Below are 19,962 nucleotides of genomic sequence, written 5' to 3' on the forward strand. Positions count from 1 at the left end.
GCCGGGCCGCTGGCCTCGCCCCTTGAGGGGCAGCGGCGAAGCCGGGGTTGGGTAAGGGCTGGGGGTGGTCAAGACAGCCAGCGCTTGCGCCGCTTGTAGCTCTTCACGTCCTTGAAGCTCTTGCGGTCGCCGCCGCCCATGCCGAGGTAGAACTCCTTCACGTCCTCGTTCTCGCGCAGATCCTTGGCGGCACCGTCCATCACGATGCGGCCGTTCTCGAGGATGTAGCCGTAGTCGGCATAGCGCAGCGCCATATTGGTGTTCTGCTCGGCCAGCAGGAAGGTGGTCTTTTCCTTGCTGTTGAGATCCTTGACGATCTCGAACACCTCTTCGACGATCTGCGGCGCCAAGCCCATGCTCGGCTCGTCGAGCAGCACCATCTTGGGGTTGGCCATCAGCGCGCGGCCGATGGCGCACATCTGCTGCTCGCCGCCGCTGGTGTAGGCGGCCTGGCTGGTGCGGCGCGTCTTCAGGCGCGGGAAATAGGCGTAGACCTTCTCCAGCGTGGCCGCCACCGCGGCCTTGCCGTCGCGGCGCGTGTAGGCGCCGGTCATCAGGTTGTCCTCGATGGACAGGTGGGCGAAGCAGTGCCGTCCCTCCATCACCTGCACCACGCCGCGCTCGACCATGGCCGAGGTGCTGAGCTTCTCGATGCGCTCGCCGCGCAGCTCGATGCTGCCCTTGGTGACCTCGCCGCGCTCGCCGGCCAGCAGGTTGGAAACGGCGCGCAGCGTGGTCGTCTTGCCGGCGCCGTTGCCGCCGAGCAAGGCCACCACGCCACCCTCGGGCACCTGCAGGCTCACGCCCTTGAGCACCAGGATGACGTGGTTGTAGATGACCTCGATGCCGTTGACGTTGAGTAGGACGTTGGACATGGTGTGCAGGAACTCCGATCAAGCGGCCGCCGCGGAACCGGCTCTGCCGGGCCGCTGGCGGCGCCCCCTTGAGGGGGAAGGCGGCGCCAGCCGCCTTCGGGGGTGGGTCAGGACTGGCAGTCTTCCGGCGCGCGGCGGCTCAGCTTCTTGTCGCCGGCGTACTTGTCGGCGGCCACCTTGACCATCGGGTTGATGATCTGCTCGTCGGCCTGCAGCCAGTCGGAGCTGAAGTTCCACTTCTTGCCGTCCCAGGTGTGGACGCGGGCCCAGGTGCTGCCCATGTGGTCCTTGCACGAAGTGCTGACCGGACGCAGCACGCCGGCGAAGCCCAGCGCGTCGAGCTTCTTCTGGTCAAGTGCCAGGTTCTCCAGGCCCCAGCGCACCTGCTCGCCGGTCATGACCTTGCCCTTGCCGAAGCGCTCCTGCGCGCGGCGCACGGCCTCCACGCCCAGCATCTGGATGATGAGGCCGCGGGTGTAGAGCACCGAGCCCACTTCGTCCTTCGGGCCGGTGCCCTGGCCCTTGTCGTGGACGAGCTTGAGGATGTCCTGGATCACCTTGGGCGTCTGGCCCGACGGGTTGAGGGCCAGGGCGTTGTAGCCCTTGGCGCCTTCGCCCACGTCCTTGACGTCAGGCTCGGCGCCGGCCCACCAGACGCCGTACATCTTCTCGCGCGGGTAGCCGGTGGCCTGGGCCTCCTTGAGCGCGGTGCTGTTCATCACGCCCCAGCCCCACAGCATCACGTAGTCGGGGCGGCTTTGGCGCACCTGCAGCCAGGCCGACTTCTGCTCGACGCCCGGCGCCGTGACCGGGATCAGCTGCAGTTCGAAGCCGTGCATCTTGCTGCGCTCGGTGATGAGTGGAATCGGCTCCTTGCCGAAGGGGCTGTCGTGGTAGACGAGGGCGATCTTCTTGCCCTTGAGCTTGTCCAGGCCGCCTTCCTTCTTGCCAATGTGCTGGATCAGGATGTCGGCCCCGGTCCAGTAGCTGCCCATGAGCGGGAAGTTCCACTTGAAGACGCCGCCATCCTGGCTGGCCGCAAGGCCATAGCCCAGGGTGATGAGCGGGGTCTTATCGCCGGGCGCCTTCTCGGTGAGGGCGAAGGTGATGCCGGTGGACTGGGGGTCGAACAGCGTCGCGCCCTTGCCCTTGAGCCGCTCGTAGCACTCGACGCCCTTGTCGGTGGCGTAGCCGGTCTCGCATTCCTCATAGGTGATCTTGACGCCGTTGATGCCGCCGTCACGGGCATTGACCAGCTTGATGTAGTCCTGCTTGCCATTGGCCCAGGGCACGCCGTTGGGCGCGTAGGGCCCGGTGCGGTAGACGAGCAGGGGGAAGAACTGTTCCTTGGCCTGGGCCTGGGCGGCGTCGGCGGCGAACAGGGCCGCGCCGACAAAGGCCGCCGCGGCAAGGGTGGTCGATGCGAGTTTCATGGCTGGTCTCCGATGGAATTGATCGTCACTGCTTAGTGTGGGAAGGGCCAAAGCCGCAGCTTTTCCTTGGCCGTGGACCAGAGCCGCGCGATGCCGTGCGGCTCCTTGATGAGGAAGAAGACGATGAGCACACCGAAGATGGTGGTCGTCAGGTGGGCGGCCAGCGCGGTGTCGATCTGCAGGCCCAGTGCGCGCGGCACGTTGTCCAGCAGGATGGGCAGCACGACGATGAAGGCGGCGCCGAAGAAGCTGCCCATGATCGAGCCCAGGCCACCGATGATGACCATGAACAGCAGGTCGAAGCTGCGGTTGATGTTGAAGGCCGCCGGCTCCCACGAGCCCAGGTGCACGAAGCCCCACAGCGCGCCAGCCACGCCGACGATGAAGCTGCTGACTGCGAAGGCGCTGAGCTTGGCATAGACCGGGCGGATGCCGATCACCGCGGCGGCCACGTCCATGTCGCGGATGGCCATCCACTCGCGCCCGATGTGGCCGCGCACCAGGTTCTTTGCAACGACCGCGAAGAACACCAGCAGCGCCAGGCAGAAGAGGTATTTGCTGACCGGCGATTCGATGGGCAGGCCCAGCATCTTGAGCCCGGCCACGCTGACCGAGCCGGAGCTTGAATCGTTGGTCACCCACTTCAGGCGCAGGCAGGCCCAGTCGACGAAGAATTGCGCCGCCAGCGTGGCCACCGCCAGGTACAGGCCCTTGATGCGCAGGCTGGGCGTGCCGAAGACCACGCCTACCAGGGTGGCGGCGCCGCCGCCCAGGGCCAGCGCCGCCAGCAGCGGCAGGCCCTCGATGCGCGCCTGGGCGTTGTAGGCGGCATAGGCGCCCACCGCCATGAAGGCGCCGGTACCGAGCGAGATCTGGCCGCAATAGCCGACCAGGATGTTGAGGCCCAGCGCCGCCAGCGACAGGATGAGGAAGGGGATGAGCACGGCGCGGAACAGGTATTCCGGCGCCACCATCGGCACCACCAGGAAGGCGAAGGCCAGCAGCAGCGCGATGGCGATGCGGTCCTGCCGGATCGGGAAGACCTGCTGGTCGGCCTGGTAGCTGGTCTTGAACTGACCGTTTTCTCTGTACAGCATGGCTTCAGACCCGGTCGATGATCTTCTCGCCGAAGAGGCCTTGCGGCCTCACGAGCAGGAAGATGAGTGCAAGAACATAGGCGAACCAGATCTCGATGCCGCCGCCAAGGCTGGGGCCGACATAGACCTCGGAGAGCTTTTCGCCCACACCGATGATCAAGCCGCCCAGCACCGCGCCGGGCACCGAGGTGAGGCCGCCCAGGATGACCACCGGCAGCGCCTTCAGCGCCACCAGCGACAGCGAGAACTGCACGCCGAGCTTGCTGCCCCAGATGACGCCGGCCACCAGCGCGACGAAGCCGGCCACGCTCCAGACAATGACCCAGATGCGCGACAGGGGGATGCCGATACTTTGCGCCGCCTGGTGGTCGTCGGCCACGGCGCGCAGTGCGCGGCCGGTGGCAGTCTTCTGGAAGAAGACGCTGAGCGCGCCCACCAGCGTGGCGGCGATCAGCGCCGCGTAGAGGTCTTCCTTGTTCACCAGCACGCCGCCCTGGAACATGGATTCGAGCATGAAGACCGGATCCTTGGGCAGGCCGACATCGATCTTGTAGATGTCGGCGCCGAACAGGGTCTGTCCGACGCCGTCGAGCACGTAGGCAATGCCCAGCGTGGCCATCAGCAGGGTCACGCCCTCCTGGTTGACGAGCTTGCCCAGCACCAGACGCTCGATCAGCCAGGCCACGACGATCATCACCACCATGGCGCCGGCAAAGGCCAGCAGGTTGGCCAGCAGCAGGCTGTCGAAGCCCAGCAGCGCCGGCAGCCAGGTGGAAAGCCGCGCCATCGCCAGCGCCGCGAACAGCACCATCGCGCCCTGCGCAAAGTTGAACACGCCGCTGGCCTTGAAGATGAGCACGAAGCCCAGGGCCACCAGCGAATACAGCATGCCCGTCATGAGGCCGCCGATCAGGGTTTCGAGGAAGAAGGCCATGTCGCGTCCGCCCTAGTGGCTGTTGCCCAGATAGGCACTGATGACGTCCGGGTTCGAACGCACCTCTTCCGGCGACCCGTCGCCGATCTTCTTGCCGTAGTCGAGCACGACCACGCGGTCGCTGATGTCCATCACCACGCCCATGTCGTGCTCGATCAGCACGATGGTGGTGCCGAACTCCTCGTTGACGTCGAGCACGAAGCGGCACATGTCCTGCTTCTCCTCGACGTTCATGCCGGCCATCGGCTCGTCCAGCAGCAGCACCTGCGGCTCCATCGCCAGCGCGCGGCCGAGGTCGACGCGCTTTTGCAGGCCGTAGGGCAGGCGGCCCACCGGCGTCTTGCGGTAGGCCTGGATCTCGAGGAACTCGATGATGTGCTCGACGAATTCGCGGTGGGCCGTCTCCTCGCGCCGCGCCGCGCCGAAGTGGATGGCCTGCTGGAAGATGTTGGTCTTCATCTTCAGGTTGCGCCCCGACATCAGGTTGTCGATGACGTTCATGCCCTTGAAGAGGGCCAGGTTCTGGAAGGTGCGTGCCACGCCCATTTCGGCCACCTGGCGGCTGTTCATGTGGCTGAATGTCTTGCCGCGGAAGGTGATGCTGCCTTCCTGCGGGCTGTAGACCCCGTTGATGCAGTTGAGCATGCTGCTCTTGCCGGCACCGTTGGGGCCGATGATGGAGCGCACCTCGTGCTCGCGCACATTGAAGCTGATGTCGGTGAGCGCCTTCACGCCGCCGAAGCGCAGGCTGATGTTCTTGACGTCGAGGATGACCTCGCCGATGGTTCTTTCGGCCATGTCAGGCTGCCTTCTTCACGGCGGGATAGGTCTTGGCGTCGACGATGGGCAGCGTGGCGCTGACGCTGCCGCTGCGGCCGTCCTCGAACTTGACCGCGGTCTCGATGAACTGCTCGCTGCGGCCGCCGTAGAGCGCATCGAGCAGCACCGCGTACTTCTCGGCGATGGCGCCGCGCCGCACCTTGCGCGTGCGTGTCAATTCGCCGTCGTCGGCGTCGAGTTCCTTGTGCAGCACGAGGAAGCGGCTGACCTGGCTGCCGGCCAGCATGGCATCGGCGGCGAGGTCGGCATTGACCTTCTCCACGCATTCGCGGATGAGTTCCAGCACTTCCTTCTTGCTGGCCAGGTCGGTGTAGCCGGCATAGGGCAGGTTGCGCCGCTCGGCCCAGTTGCCCACGGCCTCGAAGTCGATGTTGACGAAGGCGCAGACCTTCTCGCGCTTGTCGCCGAAGGCCACCGCCTCCTTGACGAAGGGGAAGAACTTGAGCTTGTTCTCGACGTACTTGGGCGCGAAAAGGGCGCCCTCGCCGGCCCCGCCATCCTTCACCAGAAGCCGGCCGACATCCTTGGCGCGGTCGATGATCTTGAGGTGGCCGCCGGCGTCCAGGAAGCCGGCGTCGCCGGTGTGGTACCAGCCGTCGGCCGTCAGCACCTCGGCCGTGGCGGCCGGGTTCTTGTAGTACTCCTTGAGCAGGCCCGGGCTCTTGACCATGATCTCGCCGTTGTCGGCGACCTTGATCTCCACGCCCTTGATGGGCACGCCCACGGTGTCGGCCTTGACCTGGTTGTCGGGCTGCAGGCACACGAAGACCGCGGTCTCGGTGCTGCCGTAGAGCTGCTTGAGATTGATGCCGATGGAGCGGTAGAAGGTGAAGAGGTCGGGCCCTATGGCCTCGCCGGCGGTATAGGCCACGCGCACGCGGTTCAGGCCCAGCGCATTGCGCAGCGGGCCGTAGACCCCCAGCTCGCCCAGCTTGTAGGCCAGGCGGTCGAGGGCGCCCACCGGGCTGCCGTCCATCAGCGCCGGGCCGACGCGGCGCGCCAGGTCCATCGCCTTGCCGAACAGCCAGCGCTTGGGGGCGCTGGCGTCTTCCATGCGGATCATCACGCTGGTGAGCAGGCCCTCAAAAATGCGCGGCGGCGCAAAGTAATAGGTCGGGCCAATCTCCTTCAGATCGATGGTCACCGTGGCCGCGCTCTCGGGGCAATTGACGACGTAGCCGCAGGCCAGCCACTGCGCGAAGCTGAAGATGTTCTGGCCGATCCAGGCCAGCGGCATGTAGGCCAGCACTTCCTCGCTCGCGGTGAGGCGGTCGAAGTCCTTGCCGGCCTCGGCGCGGTCGAGCAGCGTGAAGTGGGTGTGCACCACGCCCTTGGGGTTGCCGGTGGTGCCGCTGGTGAAGAACATCGCCGCCACGTCGCGCGGCTGCAGGCGCGCCAGCTCGGCGTCGTAGAGGGCCGGGTTGGCCTTGTCATGGGCCTGGCCGGCGGCCAGCAGCGCGTCCAGCGATTCGAGGCCGGGCTCGGCGTAGTTGCGCAGGCCGCGCGGGTCGTCGTACCAGATGTGCTGGAGCTGGGGGCAGTCATCGCGCAGCTCGAGCAGCTTGTCGACCTGCTCCTGGTCTTCCACCACGGCGAAGGCGACCTCGGCGTTGTTGATGGGGAACTTGTACTCGGCCGATACGGCGTCCTGGTACAGCGGCACCGGTACCGCGCCGATGGACTGCGCCGCCAGCATCGCCGCATACAGGCGCGGCCGGTTCTCGCCCACCACCACCAGGTGCTGGCCGCGCTGCAGGCCGGCACGGGCCAGGCCGCAGGCGAGCTGGCGCACCATCACCGCCAGCTGCGACCAAGTGGTCGTCTGCCAGATGCCGTAGACCTTCTCGCGCAGCGCCGGGGCATCGGGCCGCTGCTGGGCGTGGGCTAGCAACAGTCGCGGAAACGTGGACTCCACCGAGACCTCCGAGGGGTGAGCGAGCGTCGCATTCTGGCCAAGGCTTTGACGCCAGGTTGTCGTTACGACGACAATTTACGGGTTCGCACTGACAGGCCTTTCCCGGGTCTGCCGCCGCTTGCAACGATGGCCACCACCACCTTCCCCCCCGCCGCCCATGCCGCCGCCGTGCCGCTGTCGCGCTCGCGCTCGCTGGGCGCGGCCGAGCTGGCGCAGATTCCCTGGCTCGACCGCCTGGACGCCGCCGAGCGCCAGCGCGTGGTGGCCGACCTGCGCGTGGTGACGGTGGCGCCGGGCGAGCTGGTCTGCCGCGTCGGGCGGCCGGTGACCTACTGGTTCGGCGTCATCGACGGCCTCCTCAAGATGAGCAACGACACCGCCCTGGGCGTGCCCATCACGTTCACGGGCGTCGGGCCGGGCGGCTGGTTCGGCGAGGGCACGGTGCTCAAGCGCGAGATCTACCGCTACAACATCCAGGCCCTGCGCACCAGCAACGTGGCCGGCATGTCGGCCGTCACCTTCCACTGGCTGCTCGATCGCAGCATAGGCTTCAACCGCTTCGTGATGAACCAGCTCAACGAGCGCCTGGGCCAGTTCATCGCGGCGCGCGAGATCGACCGCCTCTCTCGCCCCGACGAACGTGTCGCGCGCAGCCTGGCGGCACTGTTCCACCCGCTGCTCTACCCCGGCGTCGGAGACATCCTGCGCATCACGCAGCAGGAGCTGGGCTACCTGGTTGGCCTCTCGCGCCAGCGCGTCAACAAGGCGCTCGACGCGTTGCAGGCGGCGGGCGTGGTGCGTGTCGAATATGGCGGCGTGCGCGTGGCCGATCTCGACGCGCTGCGCCGCTACCGCAGTGACTGAGCCCGGCCGCAGGCCAGTCCCTGGAGGCTGTCCTGCGCCCGACGCGCGCCACACGTCAGCTGCACGACGGGCGCAGGCCAGCAGGCCTTTGCTTACACTGCCCGGGTTCCATCCACCGGCCGGTTGCCCATGATCCGTTCCTGGTTTCTTGCTGCTTTTTGCTTCACTCTGGCTGGCCTTGCCGGCACCACCAGCGCCCAGACTGCCGCACAAGCTGCGTCCTTGCCGGCCGGCCTCAGTCGCGTCACCTCGGTCGAGGGCATCACCGAATACCGGCTCGCCAATGGCCTGCAACTGCTGCTGGTGCCCGACGACGCCAAGCCCACCACCACCGTCAACGTCACCTACCGCGTCGGCTCGCGCCACGAGAACTACGGCGAAACCGGCATGGCCCACCTGCTTGAGCACCTGGTGTTCAAGGGCACGCCGACCACGCGCAACGCGCTGGCCGAGTTCTCCAAGCGCGGTTTCCGTCCCAACGGCACCACCTCCTACGACCGCACCAACTATTTCGCCAGCTTTACGGCCAACGACGACAACCTGCAGTGGTACCTGGGCTGGCAGGCCGACATCATGGTCAACTGCCTGATCGCGCGCAGCGATCTCGATACCGAGATGACGGTGGTGCGCAACGAATTCGAGGCGAGCGAGAACCGTCCCGGCAGCGTGCTGCTGCAAAAGCTCTTTGCCGCCATGTACCAGTGGCACAACTACGGCAAAAGCACGATAGGCGCGCGCAGCGACATCGAAAACGTCGACATCGGCCGCCTGCAGGCCTTTTACCGCAGCCATTACCAGCCCGACAACGCCACCCTCATCGTCAGCGGCAAGTTCGACGAGGCCAAGGTGCTGACCTGGGTGGCTCAGTCTTTCGGTGCGCTGCCACGGCCGCAGCGCGCCCTGGCACCCACCTACACGCTGGACCCGCCGCAGGACGGCGAGCGCCTGGTCACAGTGAAGCGCGTCGGCGGCGCGCCGCTGATCTACATGACCTACCACGTACCGGCCGGCGGCGACCCCGATTTCGCCGCCGTCGAGTTGCTGTCCTCGGTGCTGGGTGACACCCCCGGAGGCCGGCTGCACAAGCGCCTGGTCGAAAAGCGCCTGGCAGCCCAGGCCTTTGCCGGTGCCTGGGCGCTCACCGAACCCGGGCCGCTGATCCTGGGTGCGGCCATTGCGCCCGACCAGGACGTGGAGCGCGCCCGCACCGAGATGGCCGCCGCCATTGACGGCCTCGCCGGCGAGCCGGTGACGGCCGAGGAACTGGAGCGCGCCCGCACCAGCTGGCTGAATCAATGGGACAACGGCTTCACCGACCCCGAGCGCATTGGCATCGAGCTGAGCGAGGCCGTGGCCCTGGGCGACTGGCGCCTGTATTTCCTGCAGCGCGACCGCGTGCGCCGCGCGACGCTGGCCGACGTGAACCGCGTTGCCACCACCTGGCTCAGGCCCGACAACCGCAGCGTCGGCCTCTACCTGCCCACGACCAAGCCCGAGCGCGCACCCCAGGCCACGCGCGTCGATGCCGCAAGCCAGGTCAAGGACTACAAGGGCGATGCCACCGCGGCCCAGGCCGAGGCCTTCGACCCCACGCCGGCCACGCTGGACGCACGCACCCAGCGCGGCCGGCTGGCCAGCGGGCTGGAACTGGCGTTGCTGCCCAAGGGCTCGCGTGGCCGCGTCGTCAATGCGCGGCTGCGCCTGCACTACGGCGACGAGAAAAGCCTGATGGGCCAGGAGATCGTGGCTGCCCTGGCCGCCAGCCTGCTCGACAAGGGCGGCGCCGGCCTCACGCGCCAGCAGATCGCCGACGAGTTCGACCGCCTGCAGGCCGAGGTCGGCTTCGGCGCCAGCGACCAGACCCTGAGCGTGAGCATCACCACCCGGCGCGAGCGCCTGCCCGCCGTGATTGCCCTGGTGGGGCGCCTGCTGCGCGAGCCGGCATTCCCGGCCGAGCCACTGGAAGAGGCGCGCCGCCAGTGGCTCACCAGCATCGAGCGCCAGCGCAAGGAGCCCGACGCGGTGATCGCCAAGCTGATCGCCCGCCACGGCAACCCCTATCCGCGCGGCGACCTGCGCCATGCCCAGAGCTTCGACGAACTCGAGGCCGACCTCAAGGCCGTCACGCTGGACCAGGTCAAGACCTTCCACCGCCGCTTTGTGAGCGCCGCCAAGGGCGAGTTCGCGGCGGTGGGCGATTTCGACGCCGCCGCCGCCAAGAAGGCGCTCGCTGCCGCGCTGGGCGACTGGCGCGCGCCGACCGCCGGTGCACAGGCCTACCGCCGCGTGCCGCAGCCGCTGGTGGCGGCTGCGCCTGCGCGTTTCTTCGAGCGCACGCCCGACAAGGCCAATGCCAACCTGCGTGGCGCGCTCGCGCTGCCGCTGTCCGACCGCCACCCCGACTACGCTGCGCTCACGCTGGCCAACCACATCTTCGGCAGCGGCGGCAATTCACGGCTGTGGAAGCGCATCCGCGAGACCGAAGGCCTGAGCTACGACGTGCGCTCGGGCCTGGAGTGGGCCTCCATCGACGACCACAGCCGCTGGGTCTTCAGCGCCATCTTCGCGCCCCAGAACCAGGCCAAGGTCGAGGCCGCCTTCCAGCAGGAGATCGCGCGCTCGCTGAAGGACGGCTTCACCGCGGCCGAACTGGAAGAAGGCCGCCGCGGCCTGCTGGCCAACCGCCGCCTGGGGCGGGCGCAGGACGCCGCGGTGGCGTCGCAACTGGCCGGCAATCTCTACCTGGGGCGCCGCTTCGCGGTGGCGCAGCAGGTCGATGACGCCATCGCCGCGCTCAGCCTCGAGCAGGTCAACGCCGCCTGGCGCCGATACATCACCCCCGAGCGCCTGGTCTGGGCCTGGGGCGGCGACTTCCCGTCACAACCCTGATCAGCAAAGGCCTGCCTGCCATGTCCGACGACGACGACGGCGCCCGCGAGCGGGCCGAGCAGCGCACGGTGCTGATGCCGCGGCGTGATCGCGGCAGCGAACTTGCCCCCGGCCACAAGCTGCAGGAGTTCGTGATCGAGCGCGTGCTCGGCGTCGGCGGCTACAGCATCGTCTACCTGGCGCGCGATACCCGGCTCGACCGCCGCGTCGCGCTCAAGGAATACCTGCCCGCCACGCTGGCCATGCGCGCACCCGACGGCGAGGTCGTGCCGCGGTTGCCGCGCTTCGAGGCCTTCTACGCCAAGGGCCTGCAGAGCTTCATCAACGAGGGGCGGCTGCTGGGCGCCTTCGAGCATCCCTCGCTGGTCAAGGTCTACCGCTTCTGGGCCGAGAACGGCACCGCCTACATGGTGATGCCTTACTACGAGGGCATCACGCTCAAGAAGTGGCTCACCGACCTCGGCGCGCCGCCCAGCGAGGCCTGGCTGCGCGAGCTGGCCTATCCGATGATGGAGGCGCTGGCCGTGATGCACGGCGAGCGCTGCTACCACCGCGACGTGGCACCCGACAACATCCTCATGCTGTACGACCGCCACGCCGGCAGCTACCTCGAGCAGATGCCGCGCCCGGTGCTGCTGGATTTCGGCGCCGCGCGGCGCGTCATCGGCGACGCCACGCAAAACCTCACCTCCATCCTGAAGAGCGGCTATTCGCCGGTGGAGCAGTACGAGAGCGACGAAAGCCTGCGCCAGGGGCCTTGGACCGATGTCTACGCCCTCTGCGCCGTGCTTTATGCCGCGGCCGTGGGGCGCATGCCCAAGGCCGCCATCGCGCGTGCGGTCAAGGACGAGCAGGTGCCGGCGCGCGAGGCCGCCCGAGGCCGCTATGGCGAGCCCTTCCTGGCCGCCATCGATGCCGGCCTCGCGGTGCGCCCCGAGGCGAGGCCGCAATCCATGGCCGAGCTGCGGCGGCTTTTCGACGCCAAGGTGGCGCCAGCGGCGGTGTCCGCGGCGCCCGCCGCGCCCGTGCCGCAGGCCGCGCCGCGTCCGGCCTGGCTGCTGCCGGCTCTGGGTGCAGCAGCGCTGGCCGTGGCCGCCGTCGCCTTCTTGCTGCTGCGCCGCTGAGGCGGCTTAGCCGTCGTTGGAGACGCCGGCCGCCACATGGCCGGCCGGTACATGCAGGGCCGCGTTCTCGATGTGGCCAGTCTGGTCGTCGAAGAAGAAATCCGGCTCGAACTCGCGCAGGAAGGGGCCCTTGGCCAGGCCGCCCAGGAACATGGCCTCGTCGACCTCGATCTGCCAGTCCATCAGCGTGCGGATGGCGCGCTCGTGGGCCGGCGCGCTGCGCGCCGTCACCAGGGCCGTGCGCAGGCGCATCGCGCCGGGCTCGCGCTGCAGGCGGTGCAGGGCCTCGAGCAGGGGCTTGAAGGGGCCTGGCGCCAGCGGCGTGGCGGCGCGCTCGCGCTCGTGGCTCTGGAAGGCGTCCAGGCCCTGGGCCTGGTAGACGCGCTCGGCCTCGTCGGAAAACAGCACGGCGTCGCCGTCGAAGGCGATGCGCACCTCGTCCGGGTGGGCGGCCGAGGCGTGGGCACTCTGCGGGTAGACGCGCGCCGCCGGCACGCCGGCGGCCAGGGCCTGGCGCACGTCGGCTTCGTTGGTGCTGAGAAAGAGATTGGCCGCCAGCGGGCGCAGGTAGCGCCAGGGCTCGCGCCCCCGCGTGAACACGCCGCGCTGCACCGGCAGGCCGTCGAGCTGGGCCGAGCGGAAGACGCGCAGGCCGCTGACGGGGTCGTTGCGCGAGAGGATCACCACCTCGACACGCGCCTGGCCGACCGGCAGGCCTTCGTTGAAAGCCAGCAGCTTCTTGACGAGCGAGAAGGCCACGCCGGGCGGCGCCGCCTGGTCGATGCGCTGCAGCTGCAGCTGCATGTAGGCGCGGTCGTCGCCGGCCTCGAAGACGCTGTTCTCCTCCTCGAAGTCGAACAGCGCCCGCGAGGAAATGGCAACGACGAGCTGGCCTTCTAGGGTGGCGGGCATGGCCAGGTGATCTTAGGCCATGGGGCGGGACGAGGTCCCTTCGGCCAGCAAATTGCGGGCCGGCACATCGCCTGAAATGCCTGCCGTTTTGCCTGCTCCAGCGCCCAGCGCCGGCGCCTGCCGGCGGCATCCTTGTGGTGCCGATGACCGTGGTCCTGGCGGACATGCGCCGATGTTGTGTGCGTGCCCGGGTTCCGCTCGGCGAGGGGGCAGTCAATGTTTCGCAAGAACCTTGCCGCGGTTGCGCTGGGCGCGCTGCTGGCCACCGGTGGCGCCCACGCCATCACCACCTCCGTGGCACTGGAACTGGCGCTGGTGATCGATGTCTCGGGCAGCGTCTGCAGCACCGCCTTCGACGCCTTCGCCTGCCCCGGGCTGGGAACCTCGGAGTACCAGCTCCAGCTCGACGGCTACCGGGCGGCCTTCAACGACGCCGGCGTCAGGAGCGCCATCGAGTCCTTCGCGCCCAGTGGCGGCATCGCCGTCGGCGTCTACTTTTTCTCGCAGGGGGTGATGCGCGAACTGGGCTGGCAGGCGCTGGCCACCGGCGCCCAGTCGGCCGCCTTCGGCGACGCCATGGGTGCGCTGGCGAGGCCGCGGCCGACGGCGCTCACCGCCATCAGCCCCAGCACCGGATGGGAGGGCGTGGCCGGAAGCGGCCCCATCCTGAACACCGGCACCAATGTCGCCGGCGGCATCCAGGCCGGTGCCTGGGGCATGGAGCACAACGACTTTGCCGGTGCCCGCCGCGTCATCGATGTCTCGGGCGACGGGGTGCAGAACTCCTTGCTTTCGGGCATGGGTTCCTGCTTCGAGAACAGTGCCGCCTGCAACCAGGTGGTCGATGGCGTGCGCGCCTCCCTGGCGCCCGACATCGTCGTCAACGGTCTTGCCATCGAGGGCGATCTCGGCGTCGGCGGCCTCACCACCTGGTATGGCCAGTATGTGCAGCGCGGCGGTTTCGTCGTCACCGCCGCCGGCTTCGACGATTTCGAGCGCGCCGTGGTGCTCAAGATCGGACGCGAGATCGCCGGTCCGGAGGCGGCGCCGGTGCCGGTGCCCGAATCCGAAACGATGCTGATGTTCTTCTTCGGCCTGTTGGGCATTGCCGCCGTGGTTCACCGCCGCGCCGATTGACGCCTGGGCGGTGGCTTTCACCACCCTGCCACATCGCACTGGCACATTGAAGAGGTCCGCCCCGCCCGCTTCGAGACCGCCATGCCCAAGCCTTACGCCCGCCCCGAGGATCGCCGCCGCGCCGAACCTGCGCCGGCTGCGGCGCCAACGTGCTGCCGCAGCGAGGCCTTCGCCGAAGACCTGATCGAGGCGGCCGAGGCCCAGGCCCCGCAGGCCTCGCTCTGGCAGCATCTGGCGCGCCGCGTCTCGCGGCCCGACACGGCGTCCCGGCCCCGCCTTCAAGGCCTCTGAACCCGGGCTTGGACCGCCGCAATGCGGCGGGCGGCACAATCGGGCACGGCGCTCGCGCCGGCCCGACCGTTCTGAGGAAGTCCATGCCCTTGCCCCGTTATCTCGCCGCCCTCCTCTTCGTTGCCACCGGCCTGCTGGGGGCCGGTGCGGCCGTGGCCGCCGGTGCCCACGAGCACGGGGTGGCGCGGCTGGACATCGCGGTCGATGCCGCCCGCGTCTCCATCCTGCTCGAAACCCCGCTGGAAAACCTGCTCGGCTTCGAGCACGCGCCGCGCACCGACGCCGAGCGCGAGAAGGTGGCCGCCGCCCTGACCAGGCTGCGCGCCTCGCAAGTCCTGTTCCGCATCGATTCGGCCGCCGGCTGCCAGCCCTCGCGCGTGGACCTGCAGTCGGCCGCCCTCGGCCTGGGCACGGCCACCAACAGCCGCGAAGGCCACGGCGATCTCGACGCCACCTTCGATTTCAAGTGCAGCCAGGGCGGGCGGGCCGGTTTCGTCGAGGTCGGCCTGTTCGAGACCTTTCCCGGCCTGCAGCGCATCGAGCTGCAGGTGGCCACGCCCAAGGGCCAGATGCGCGCCACACTGCGCCGGCCCACGTCGCGCGTGATGCTGGCGCGCTGAGCGCCGGCCGCAACAACCCCGCGTGCTGCAGATCCGCGAGCTTCGCTATGCCTGGCCGGGTGGCGGCCGCGAGGTGCTGGCGATTGACCGGCTCGACATCGCCGCCGGCCGCAAGGTCTTTCTCCACGGCCCCAGCGGCTGTGGCAAGAGCACGCTGCTGGGCCTGATGGCCGGCGTGCTGCTGGCGCGCCAGGGCCGGACGGCGCTGCTGGGCCAGGACTGGGCGGCGCTGCGCGCCAGCGCACGCGATGCCCGCCGGGCCGACCATGTCGGCGTGGTCTTCCAGCAGTTCAACCTGCTGCCCTACCTGACGGTGCTGGACAACGTGCTCCTGCCCTGCCGCTTCTCGCGCCTGCGTGCCAGCCGCTGCGCCGGCTCGCCGCTGCAGGCGGCCAAAGGCCTGCTGGAGCGGGTGGCGCTGCCGCACACGGCCTGGACGCGGCGTGCCGATGCGCTCTCGGTCGGCCAGCAGCAGCGCGTGGCGGCGGCGCGCGCCCTCATCGGCGCGCCCGAGCTGGTGATTGCCGACGAGCCCACCAGCGCCCTCGACGCGGCGCTGCGCGACGACTTCATGGCCATGCTGATGCAGGCCTGCGATGCCGCCGGCAGCACCCTGGTCTTCGTCAGCCACGATGATCGGCTGGCGGCACGCTTCGACGAGCGGCTGTCGCTGCCCGAATTGAACACGGCGCTGGCATGACCGCGCTGCTGCACATCGCGGCGCACAGCGCCTGGAACCGCCGCGGCACGCTGGCGCTGGTGATGCTGTCCATCGCGCTGGCCACCGCGCTGCTGCTGGGCCTGGAGCGGCTGCGCACCGACATCCGCAGCAGCTTCACGCAGGCGGTGAGCGGCACCGATCTGGTGGTCGGCGCGCGCACGGGGCCGGTGCAGCTGATGCTGTATGCGGTGTTCCATGTCGGCGGCGCCACGAACAACATCCGCATGGACAGCCTGCGCGCCCTGGCCGCCCACCGCGCCGTGGCCTGGGTCGTGCCCATCGCGCTGGGCGATTCGCACCACGGCCACCCGGTGCTGGGCACGACGCCCGACTACTTCAGCCACTTCGCCTATGGCGAGCGCCAGCCGCTGGCGCTGGCGCAAGGGCGCGCCTTCGCCGGCACGCTGGACGGGCTTTTTGAAGCCGTCATCGGCGCCGAGGTGGCGCGCGAGCGCGGCTACACGCTGGGCCAGCGCATCACGCTCAGCCACGGCCTGGGCGGCACGCTGGCGCCCGAGCATGGCGACAAGCCCTTCACCGTGGTCGGCGTGCTGGCGCGCACCGGCACGCCGGTGGACCGCACCGTACACGTCAGCCTGCAGGCGATAGAGGCCATCCACCTCGACTGGGCCGGCGGCGCGCCGCTGCCGGGCGTGGCCATCGCCGCCGAGCACGCGCGCAAGTTCGACCTCGAACCCAAGCAGGTGACAGCCGCCCTGGTGGGGCTCAAGAGCCGGGCGGCGGTCTTCGTCGTGCAGCGTTTCGTCGCCAACTTCGAAGCCGAGCCGCTGCTGGCGGTGCTGCCTGGCGTCGCCTTGGATGAGCTGTGGGCCGCGGTCGGCCTGGGCGAGCGCGCGCTGCTGGCCATCAGCGGCCTCGTCGCCCTGGTCAGCCTGGCCTCGCTGGTGGCGGTGGTGCTGGCCGGGCTCAACGAGCGCCGGCGCGAGCTGGCCGTGCTGCGCGCCGTCGGTGCCGGGCCGCGCCATGTGCTGGTGCTGCTGGCCGCCGAGGGCGCGCTGGTGACCCTGGCCGGCGCCCTGCTGGGCCTGCTGGCCGCCGCCGCTGCGGTGGTGCTGGCCGGGCCCTGGGTGCAGCGCCAGTTCGGCATCGCGCTGCAGGCCGCTGCCCCCACGCCCGAGCAGGTGGGCCTGTTCGGCGCCGTGCTGCTGGCAGGTATGCTTGCCAGCCTGGTGCCCGGCTGGCGCGCCTACCGCCTGTCGCTGGCCGACGGGCTTTCGCCGAGGACTTGATGATGTTGCGCCTGACCCTGATCGCCGCCGCACTGCTGGCCCAATCCGCCCTGGCCCAAGCCCAGGCCGCCAAGGACGGCGTGCCGCTGATGAAGCCGCCGCTGGCCGCACCGGCCGCGCCAGCTGCGCCCAAGGCCGCCGCGGCCGAGGCCTTCCAGACCATCAAGTGGGAAGCCCTGGTGCCGGCCGACTGGGATCCGTTCAAGGAATTCAAGGGCCTGGACATGCAGGCCATGCAGGACGGCGACCCGCGCGCCAACGAGATGCTCAAGCGCATGCGCGAGGTCTGGGACAGCGCGCCCGTGAACACCGCGATGGTCGGCCAGGCCGTGCGCCTGCCCGGCTTCGTCGTGCCGCTGGAAGAAGGCAAGGACGGCATGAAGGAATTCCTGCTCGTGCCCTACTTCGGCGCCTGCATCCACAGCCCGCCGCCGCCGGCCAATCAGATCGTTCATGTGCTGCCTCGATCACCGGCCAAGGGCGTGCGCTCGATGGACCCGGTGTGGATCAGCGGCGTGCTCAGGAGCGTGAAGACCGACTCCTACATGGGCGCCGCCGGCTACCGCATCGAGGCCGTCAGCGTCGCGCCCTACAGCGAGAAAGCGCGCTGATGGGCGAGGGCGAGCCGAATGACGGGCAAGGCGGGCAGGGCGCGCAGCGCGCGGGCGACCTCACCCGCACCACCTTTGCCGTGCTCTTCATCGGCGCGCTGCTCGGCGTTTCGCTGTGGGTGCTCAGGCCCTTCCTGGGCCCCACCATCTGGGCCACGATGATCGTCGTCGCGAGCTGGCCGCTGATGCTGCGCATCGAGGCGCGGCTGTGGCGGCGACGCGGCCTGGCGGTGGCGGCGATGACCGCCATCCTGCTGCTGCTCTTCATCGTGCCGCTCACGCTGGCCATCGTGACCATCGTCGACAACGCCGATCGCCTGGTCGACTGGGCCCAGATCGCGGCCGGCTACCACTTGCCGGCCGCGCCGCCGGCCTGGCTGGTGGACCTGCCCCTGGTGGGCGGCGTGATCGAGCGTGCCTGGAGCCAGGCCACGGCGCTGGGCCTGCGCGAGCTGCTGCCGCGGCTGTCGCCCTATGCCGGCAACCTGACCCGCTGGTTCGCCGCCCAGGTGGGCAGCGTGGGCCTGCTGCTGCTGCAGGTGCTGATGACGGTGCTGATCGCCGCCGTGCTCTATGCCACCGGCGAGGGCGCGGCCGACCATGTGCGGCGCTTTGCGCGCCGGCTGGGTGGCGAGCGCGCGGTGGGCGCTGTGGCGCTGGCTGGCGGCGCCATCCGCGGCGTCGCGCTGGGCGTGGGCATCACCGCGGCGGTGCAGGCGGTGCTGGGCGGCCTGGGCCTGGCCCTGGCCGGTGTTCCTTTCGCCGGGCTGTTGACGGCGCTCTCCTTCATGCTCTGCATCGCCCAGATCGGCGTGCTGCCGGTGCTGGTGCCGGCGGCGATCTGGCTGTTCTGGGGTGATCAGACCGGCTGGGGCGTCTTCATGCTGGTCTGGACCGCCATCGTGGCCACGCTGGACAACGTGCTGCGGCCCTGGCTCATCAAGCTCGGTGCCGACCTGCCGCTGCTGCTGATCTTTGCCGGTGTCATCGGCGGCCTGCTCGCCTTCGGCCTCGTCGGCATCTTCGTCGGGCCGGTGGTGTTGGCGGTGGCCTACACCCTGCTCGAAACCTGGATGGGCGATCTGGAGCCGCCGCTGACCACGCCGCCGGTCCCGCCGCCGCCCGAGACGCCCGCCGACCCCACCTGAACGCGGCGCGCCGCGAAGCCGCCCAGGTCTTCGTCGCGCAGGCCCAGGTAGACGGGCGCGCCGGGGCGGCGGTGGATGTTGACCTTGGCGTTGTAGACGCGGTGGCGCAGGTGGTGCTTGTCCTCGATCTCGAATTCGCTGATGCCGAACTCGCTGTCGCCGCTGCGCGCACCGGTCAGGTAGCACTGGATGCTGTCGACGCGGGCGCCGGCCAGCGTGACACCGTCCAGGCGCTTGAGCGGCTCGCGCGTGCGGGCCACGAAGTCCAGGCTGTCGACGACGGTGCGCTTCCCACCGTCGCTGCCGCCTTCGCCGGCGTCCAGCATGGGCGTGCTGAAGCGGCCGACCAGGATCTGCCCCGGCAGCGCGCGTTCGATCATGCGCGCCAGCTCGATGGTGACCTGGCCCACCAGGTAGCTGAAGGCGGTGGGGTTGAGCCCCTCGGACTGGTAGAACTCATAGTGCGAGCCGACGTGGAAGCAGGTGCGCAGGCGCGGCACCGAGTGTGGCGAACGGGCCTGCTCGTGGGCCATGGCGTTGTCGGCCAGGATGAACTGCATCAGCTGGTAGAGCTCGACATTGGCGTTGACGCCGCGTGCGCGGTTCCAGATGTAGAAGCCGTCGCCGGTGGTGGTGCGCGCGAAATTGATGTTGATTTCGCGCCCCAGCAGCGTGGCATAGGCCGAGTTGACCGAGCACGACAGGCTGCCCAACTGCACCACCTGCTGAAGCGGCGTTAGCAGCGAGAAGCCCACGGCGTCGAGCAGCACGACGGCGCGGTCCTCGACCAGGCGGATGCCGTAGCGCGCGACGATGGCCGCCATCGCCTCCAGGCCGATGCCGCGTTCGGGCTCGAAGGGCAGGGGCAGCAGCAGGGGGTCGAGTTGCAGATCGGTGGCGGCGCGGTCAAAGGCCGCCGGCGTCATGGGGCCGTCGGTGGCCAGCAGGCTTTCCAGCGTGGCGGCGCGGCGGGCCGCCTCGGCGCCGTTGGATGCGGCCTGGACGTACTCGATCACCAGCGCGTGGCGGGCCACCAGCAGCAGCAGGCCGCGCGGCTGCAGCATCCAGCCGAAGACGAGGTTCTCGCCCAGTTTCCACAGCGCATAGAGGGCCTGGTCGAGGGCGACGATGTTCGCCCGCGTGTCGGCTTCGCTCTGTCCGGCCGGCAGCGGATAGGCCATGAAGCCGTCAAGCCAGGACTTGCGCCTGAGGGTGTCGTCGCTCAAAGGGGTCACGCCGGTGGTGGGCCTGACCCATTCTCGGCATTTGTGCCGAGAACTTAACGTTCGGTTACAGCGAGA

General features: G+C 69.4%; 18 protein-coding genes. 10 read left to right on the top strand and 8 right to left on the bottom strand.

All coding sequences use genetic code 11. From position 1 onward, the window contains the following. Positions 1-68 precede the first annotated feature (68 nt). From JMV16_RS19475 to JMV16_RS19500, 6 genes are all read right to left on the bottom strand, one after another. Positions 69-875: an ABC transporter ATP-binding protein gene (locus JMV16_RS19475; RefSeq protein WP_201495955.1), complete on the bottom strand. Its 807-nt coding sequence runs from the start codon at positions 873-875 to the stop codon at positions 69-71. Between the two features lie 107 nt (positions 876-982). After that, complete coding sequence (locus JMV16_RS19480) at positions 983-2,308, bottom strand: ABC transporter substrate-binding protein (RefSeq protein WP_201495956.1); 1,326 nt, start codon at positions 2,306-2,308, stop codon at positions 983-985. A 32-nt stretch (positions 2,309-2,340) separates the two neighbouring features. After that, positions 2,341-3,405, bottom strand: a complete 1,065-nt coding sequence (locus JMV16_RS19485) for a branched-chain amino acid ABC transporter permease (protein ID WP_201495957.1) — start codon at positions 3,403-3,405, stop codon at positions 2,341-2,343. Between the two features lie 4 nt (positions 3,406-3,409). Continuing rightward, positions 3,410-4,339, bottom strand: a complete 930-nt coding sequence (locus JMV16_RS19490) for a branched-chain amino acid ABC transporter permease (protein ID WP_201495958.1) — start codon at positions 4,337-4,339, stop codon at positions 3,410-3,412. 12 nt (positions 4,340-4,351) lie between these two features. Beyond that, complete coding sequence (locus tag JMV16_RS19495) at positions 4,352-5,137, bottom strand: ABC transporter ATP-binding protein (RefSeq protein ID WP_201495959.1); 786 nt, start codon at positions 5,135-5,137, stop codon at positions 4,352-4,354. Position 5,138: 1 nt separating this feature from the next. After that, the gene (locus JMV16_RS19500) at positions 5,139-7,094 is read right to left on the bottom strand and encodes an AMP-dependent synthetase/ligase (RefSeq protein WP_201495960.1); all 1,956 of its coding nucleotides are present in this window, start codon (positions 7,092-7,094) and stop codon (positions 5,139-5,141) included. A gap of 126 nt (positions 7,095-7,220) precedes the next feature. On the opposite strand from JMV16_RS19500, the gene JMV16_RS19505 reads away from it, so the two are divergent. From JMV16_RS19505 to JMV16_RS19515, 3 genes are all read left to right on the top strand, one after another. Further along, on the top strand, positions 7,221-7,958 hold the full coding sequence (locus tag JMV16_RS19505) for a Crp/Fnr family transcriptional regulator (protein WP_201495961.1): 738 nt from the start codon (positions 7,221-7,223) through the stop codon (positions 7,956-7,958). Between the two features lie 129 nt (positions 7,959-8,087). Next, a complete protein-coding gene (locus JMV16_RS19510; RefSeq protein ID WP_201495962.1) occupies positions 8,088-10,847 on the top strand; it encodes a M16 family metallopeptidase in 2,760 nt (919 codons plus the stop codon). 20 nt (positions 10,848-10,867) lie between these two features. Beyond that, on the top strand, positions 10,868-11,971 hold the full coding sequence (locus JMV16_RS19515; protein WP_201495963.1) for a serine/threonine protein kinase: 1,104 nt from the start codon (positions 10,868-10,870) through the stop codon (positions 11,969-11,971). 6 nt (positions 11,972-11,977) lie between these two features. Here JMV16_RS19515 and JMV16_RS19520 read toward each other — a convergent pair whose 3' ends face one another. Further along, a complete protein-coding gene (locus JMV16_RS19520; RefSeq protein ID WP_201495964.1) occupies positions 11,978-12,883 on the bottom strand; it encodes a 5'-nucleotidase in 906 nt (301 codons plus the stop codon). Between the two features lie 216 nt (positions 12,884-13,099). On the opposite strand from JMV16_RS19520, the gene JMV16_RS19525 reads away from it, so the two are divergent. From JMV16_RS19525 to ydiK, 7 genes are all read left to right on the top strand, one after another. Next, the gene (locus JMV16_RS19525; protein ID WP_201495965.1) at positions 13,100-14,020 is read left to right on the top strand and encodes a DUF1194 domain-containing protein; all 921 of its coding nucleotides are present in this window, start codon (positions 13,100-13,102) and stop codon (positions 14,018-14,020) included. Between the two features lie 81 nt (positions 14,021-14,101). After that, a complete protein-coding gene (locus JMV16_RS19530) occupies positions 14,102-14,311 on the top strand; it encodes a hypothetical protein (protein WP_201495966.1) in 210 nt (69 codons plus the stop codon). Positions 14,312-14,394: 83 nt separating this feature from the next. Continuing rightward, a complete protein-coding gene (locus tag JMV16_RS19535; RefSeq protein WP_201495967.1) occupies positions 14,395-14,931 on the top strand; it encodes a DUF2796 domain-containing protein in 537 nt (178 codons plus the stop codon). A gap of 22 nt (positions 14,932-14,953) precedes the next feature. Beyond that, positions 14,954-15,631, top strand: coding sequence for an ATP-binding cassette domain-containing protein (locus tag JMV16_RS19540; protein WP_201495968.1), 678 nt, complete (start codon positions 14,954-14,956; stop codon positions 15,629-15,631). After that, complete coding sequence (locus tag JMV16_RS19545) at positions 15,628-16,902, top strand: ABC transporter permease (RefSeq protein WP_201495969.1); 1,275 nt, start codon at positions 15,628-15,630, stop codon at positions 16,900-16,902. The genes JMV16_RS19540 and JMV16_RS19545 overlap by 4 nt, the downstream gene beginning before the upstream one ends. Positions 16,903-16,904: 2 nt before the next feature. Further along, positions 16,905-17,513, top strand: coding sequence for a DUF3299 domain-containing protein (locus tag JMV16_RS19550; protein ID WP_201495970.1), 609 nt, complete (start codon positions 16,905-16,907; stop codon positions 17,511-17,513). Further along, positions 17,513-18,661 (top strand): AI-2E family transporter YdiK, encoded by a 1,149-nt coding sequence (gene ydiK, locus JMV16_RS19555; protein WP_201495971.1) that lies wholly within the window; start codon positions 17,513-17,515, stop codon positions 18,659-18,661. Before JMV16_RS19550 ends, ydiK begins: the two co-directional genes overlap by 1 nt. On the opposite strand, the gene JMV16_RS19560 is transcribed toward ydiK, so the two are convergent. Continuing rightward, positions 18,565-19,887: a hypothetical protein gene (locus JMV16_RS19560; RefSeq protein WP_201495972.1), complete on the bottom strand. Its 1,323-nt coding sequence runs from the start codon at positions 19,885-19,887 to the stop codon at positions 18,565-18,567. The genes ydiK and JMV16_RS19560 overlap by 97 nt on opposite strands. Positions 19,888-19,962: the final 75 nt, after the last annotated feature.

This window comes from Rubrivivax sp. A210 (assembly GCF_904426505.1).
Lineage (GTDB): Bacteria > Pseudomonadota > Gammaproteobacteria > Burkholderiales > Burkholderiaceae_C > Rubrivivax.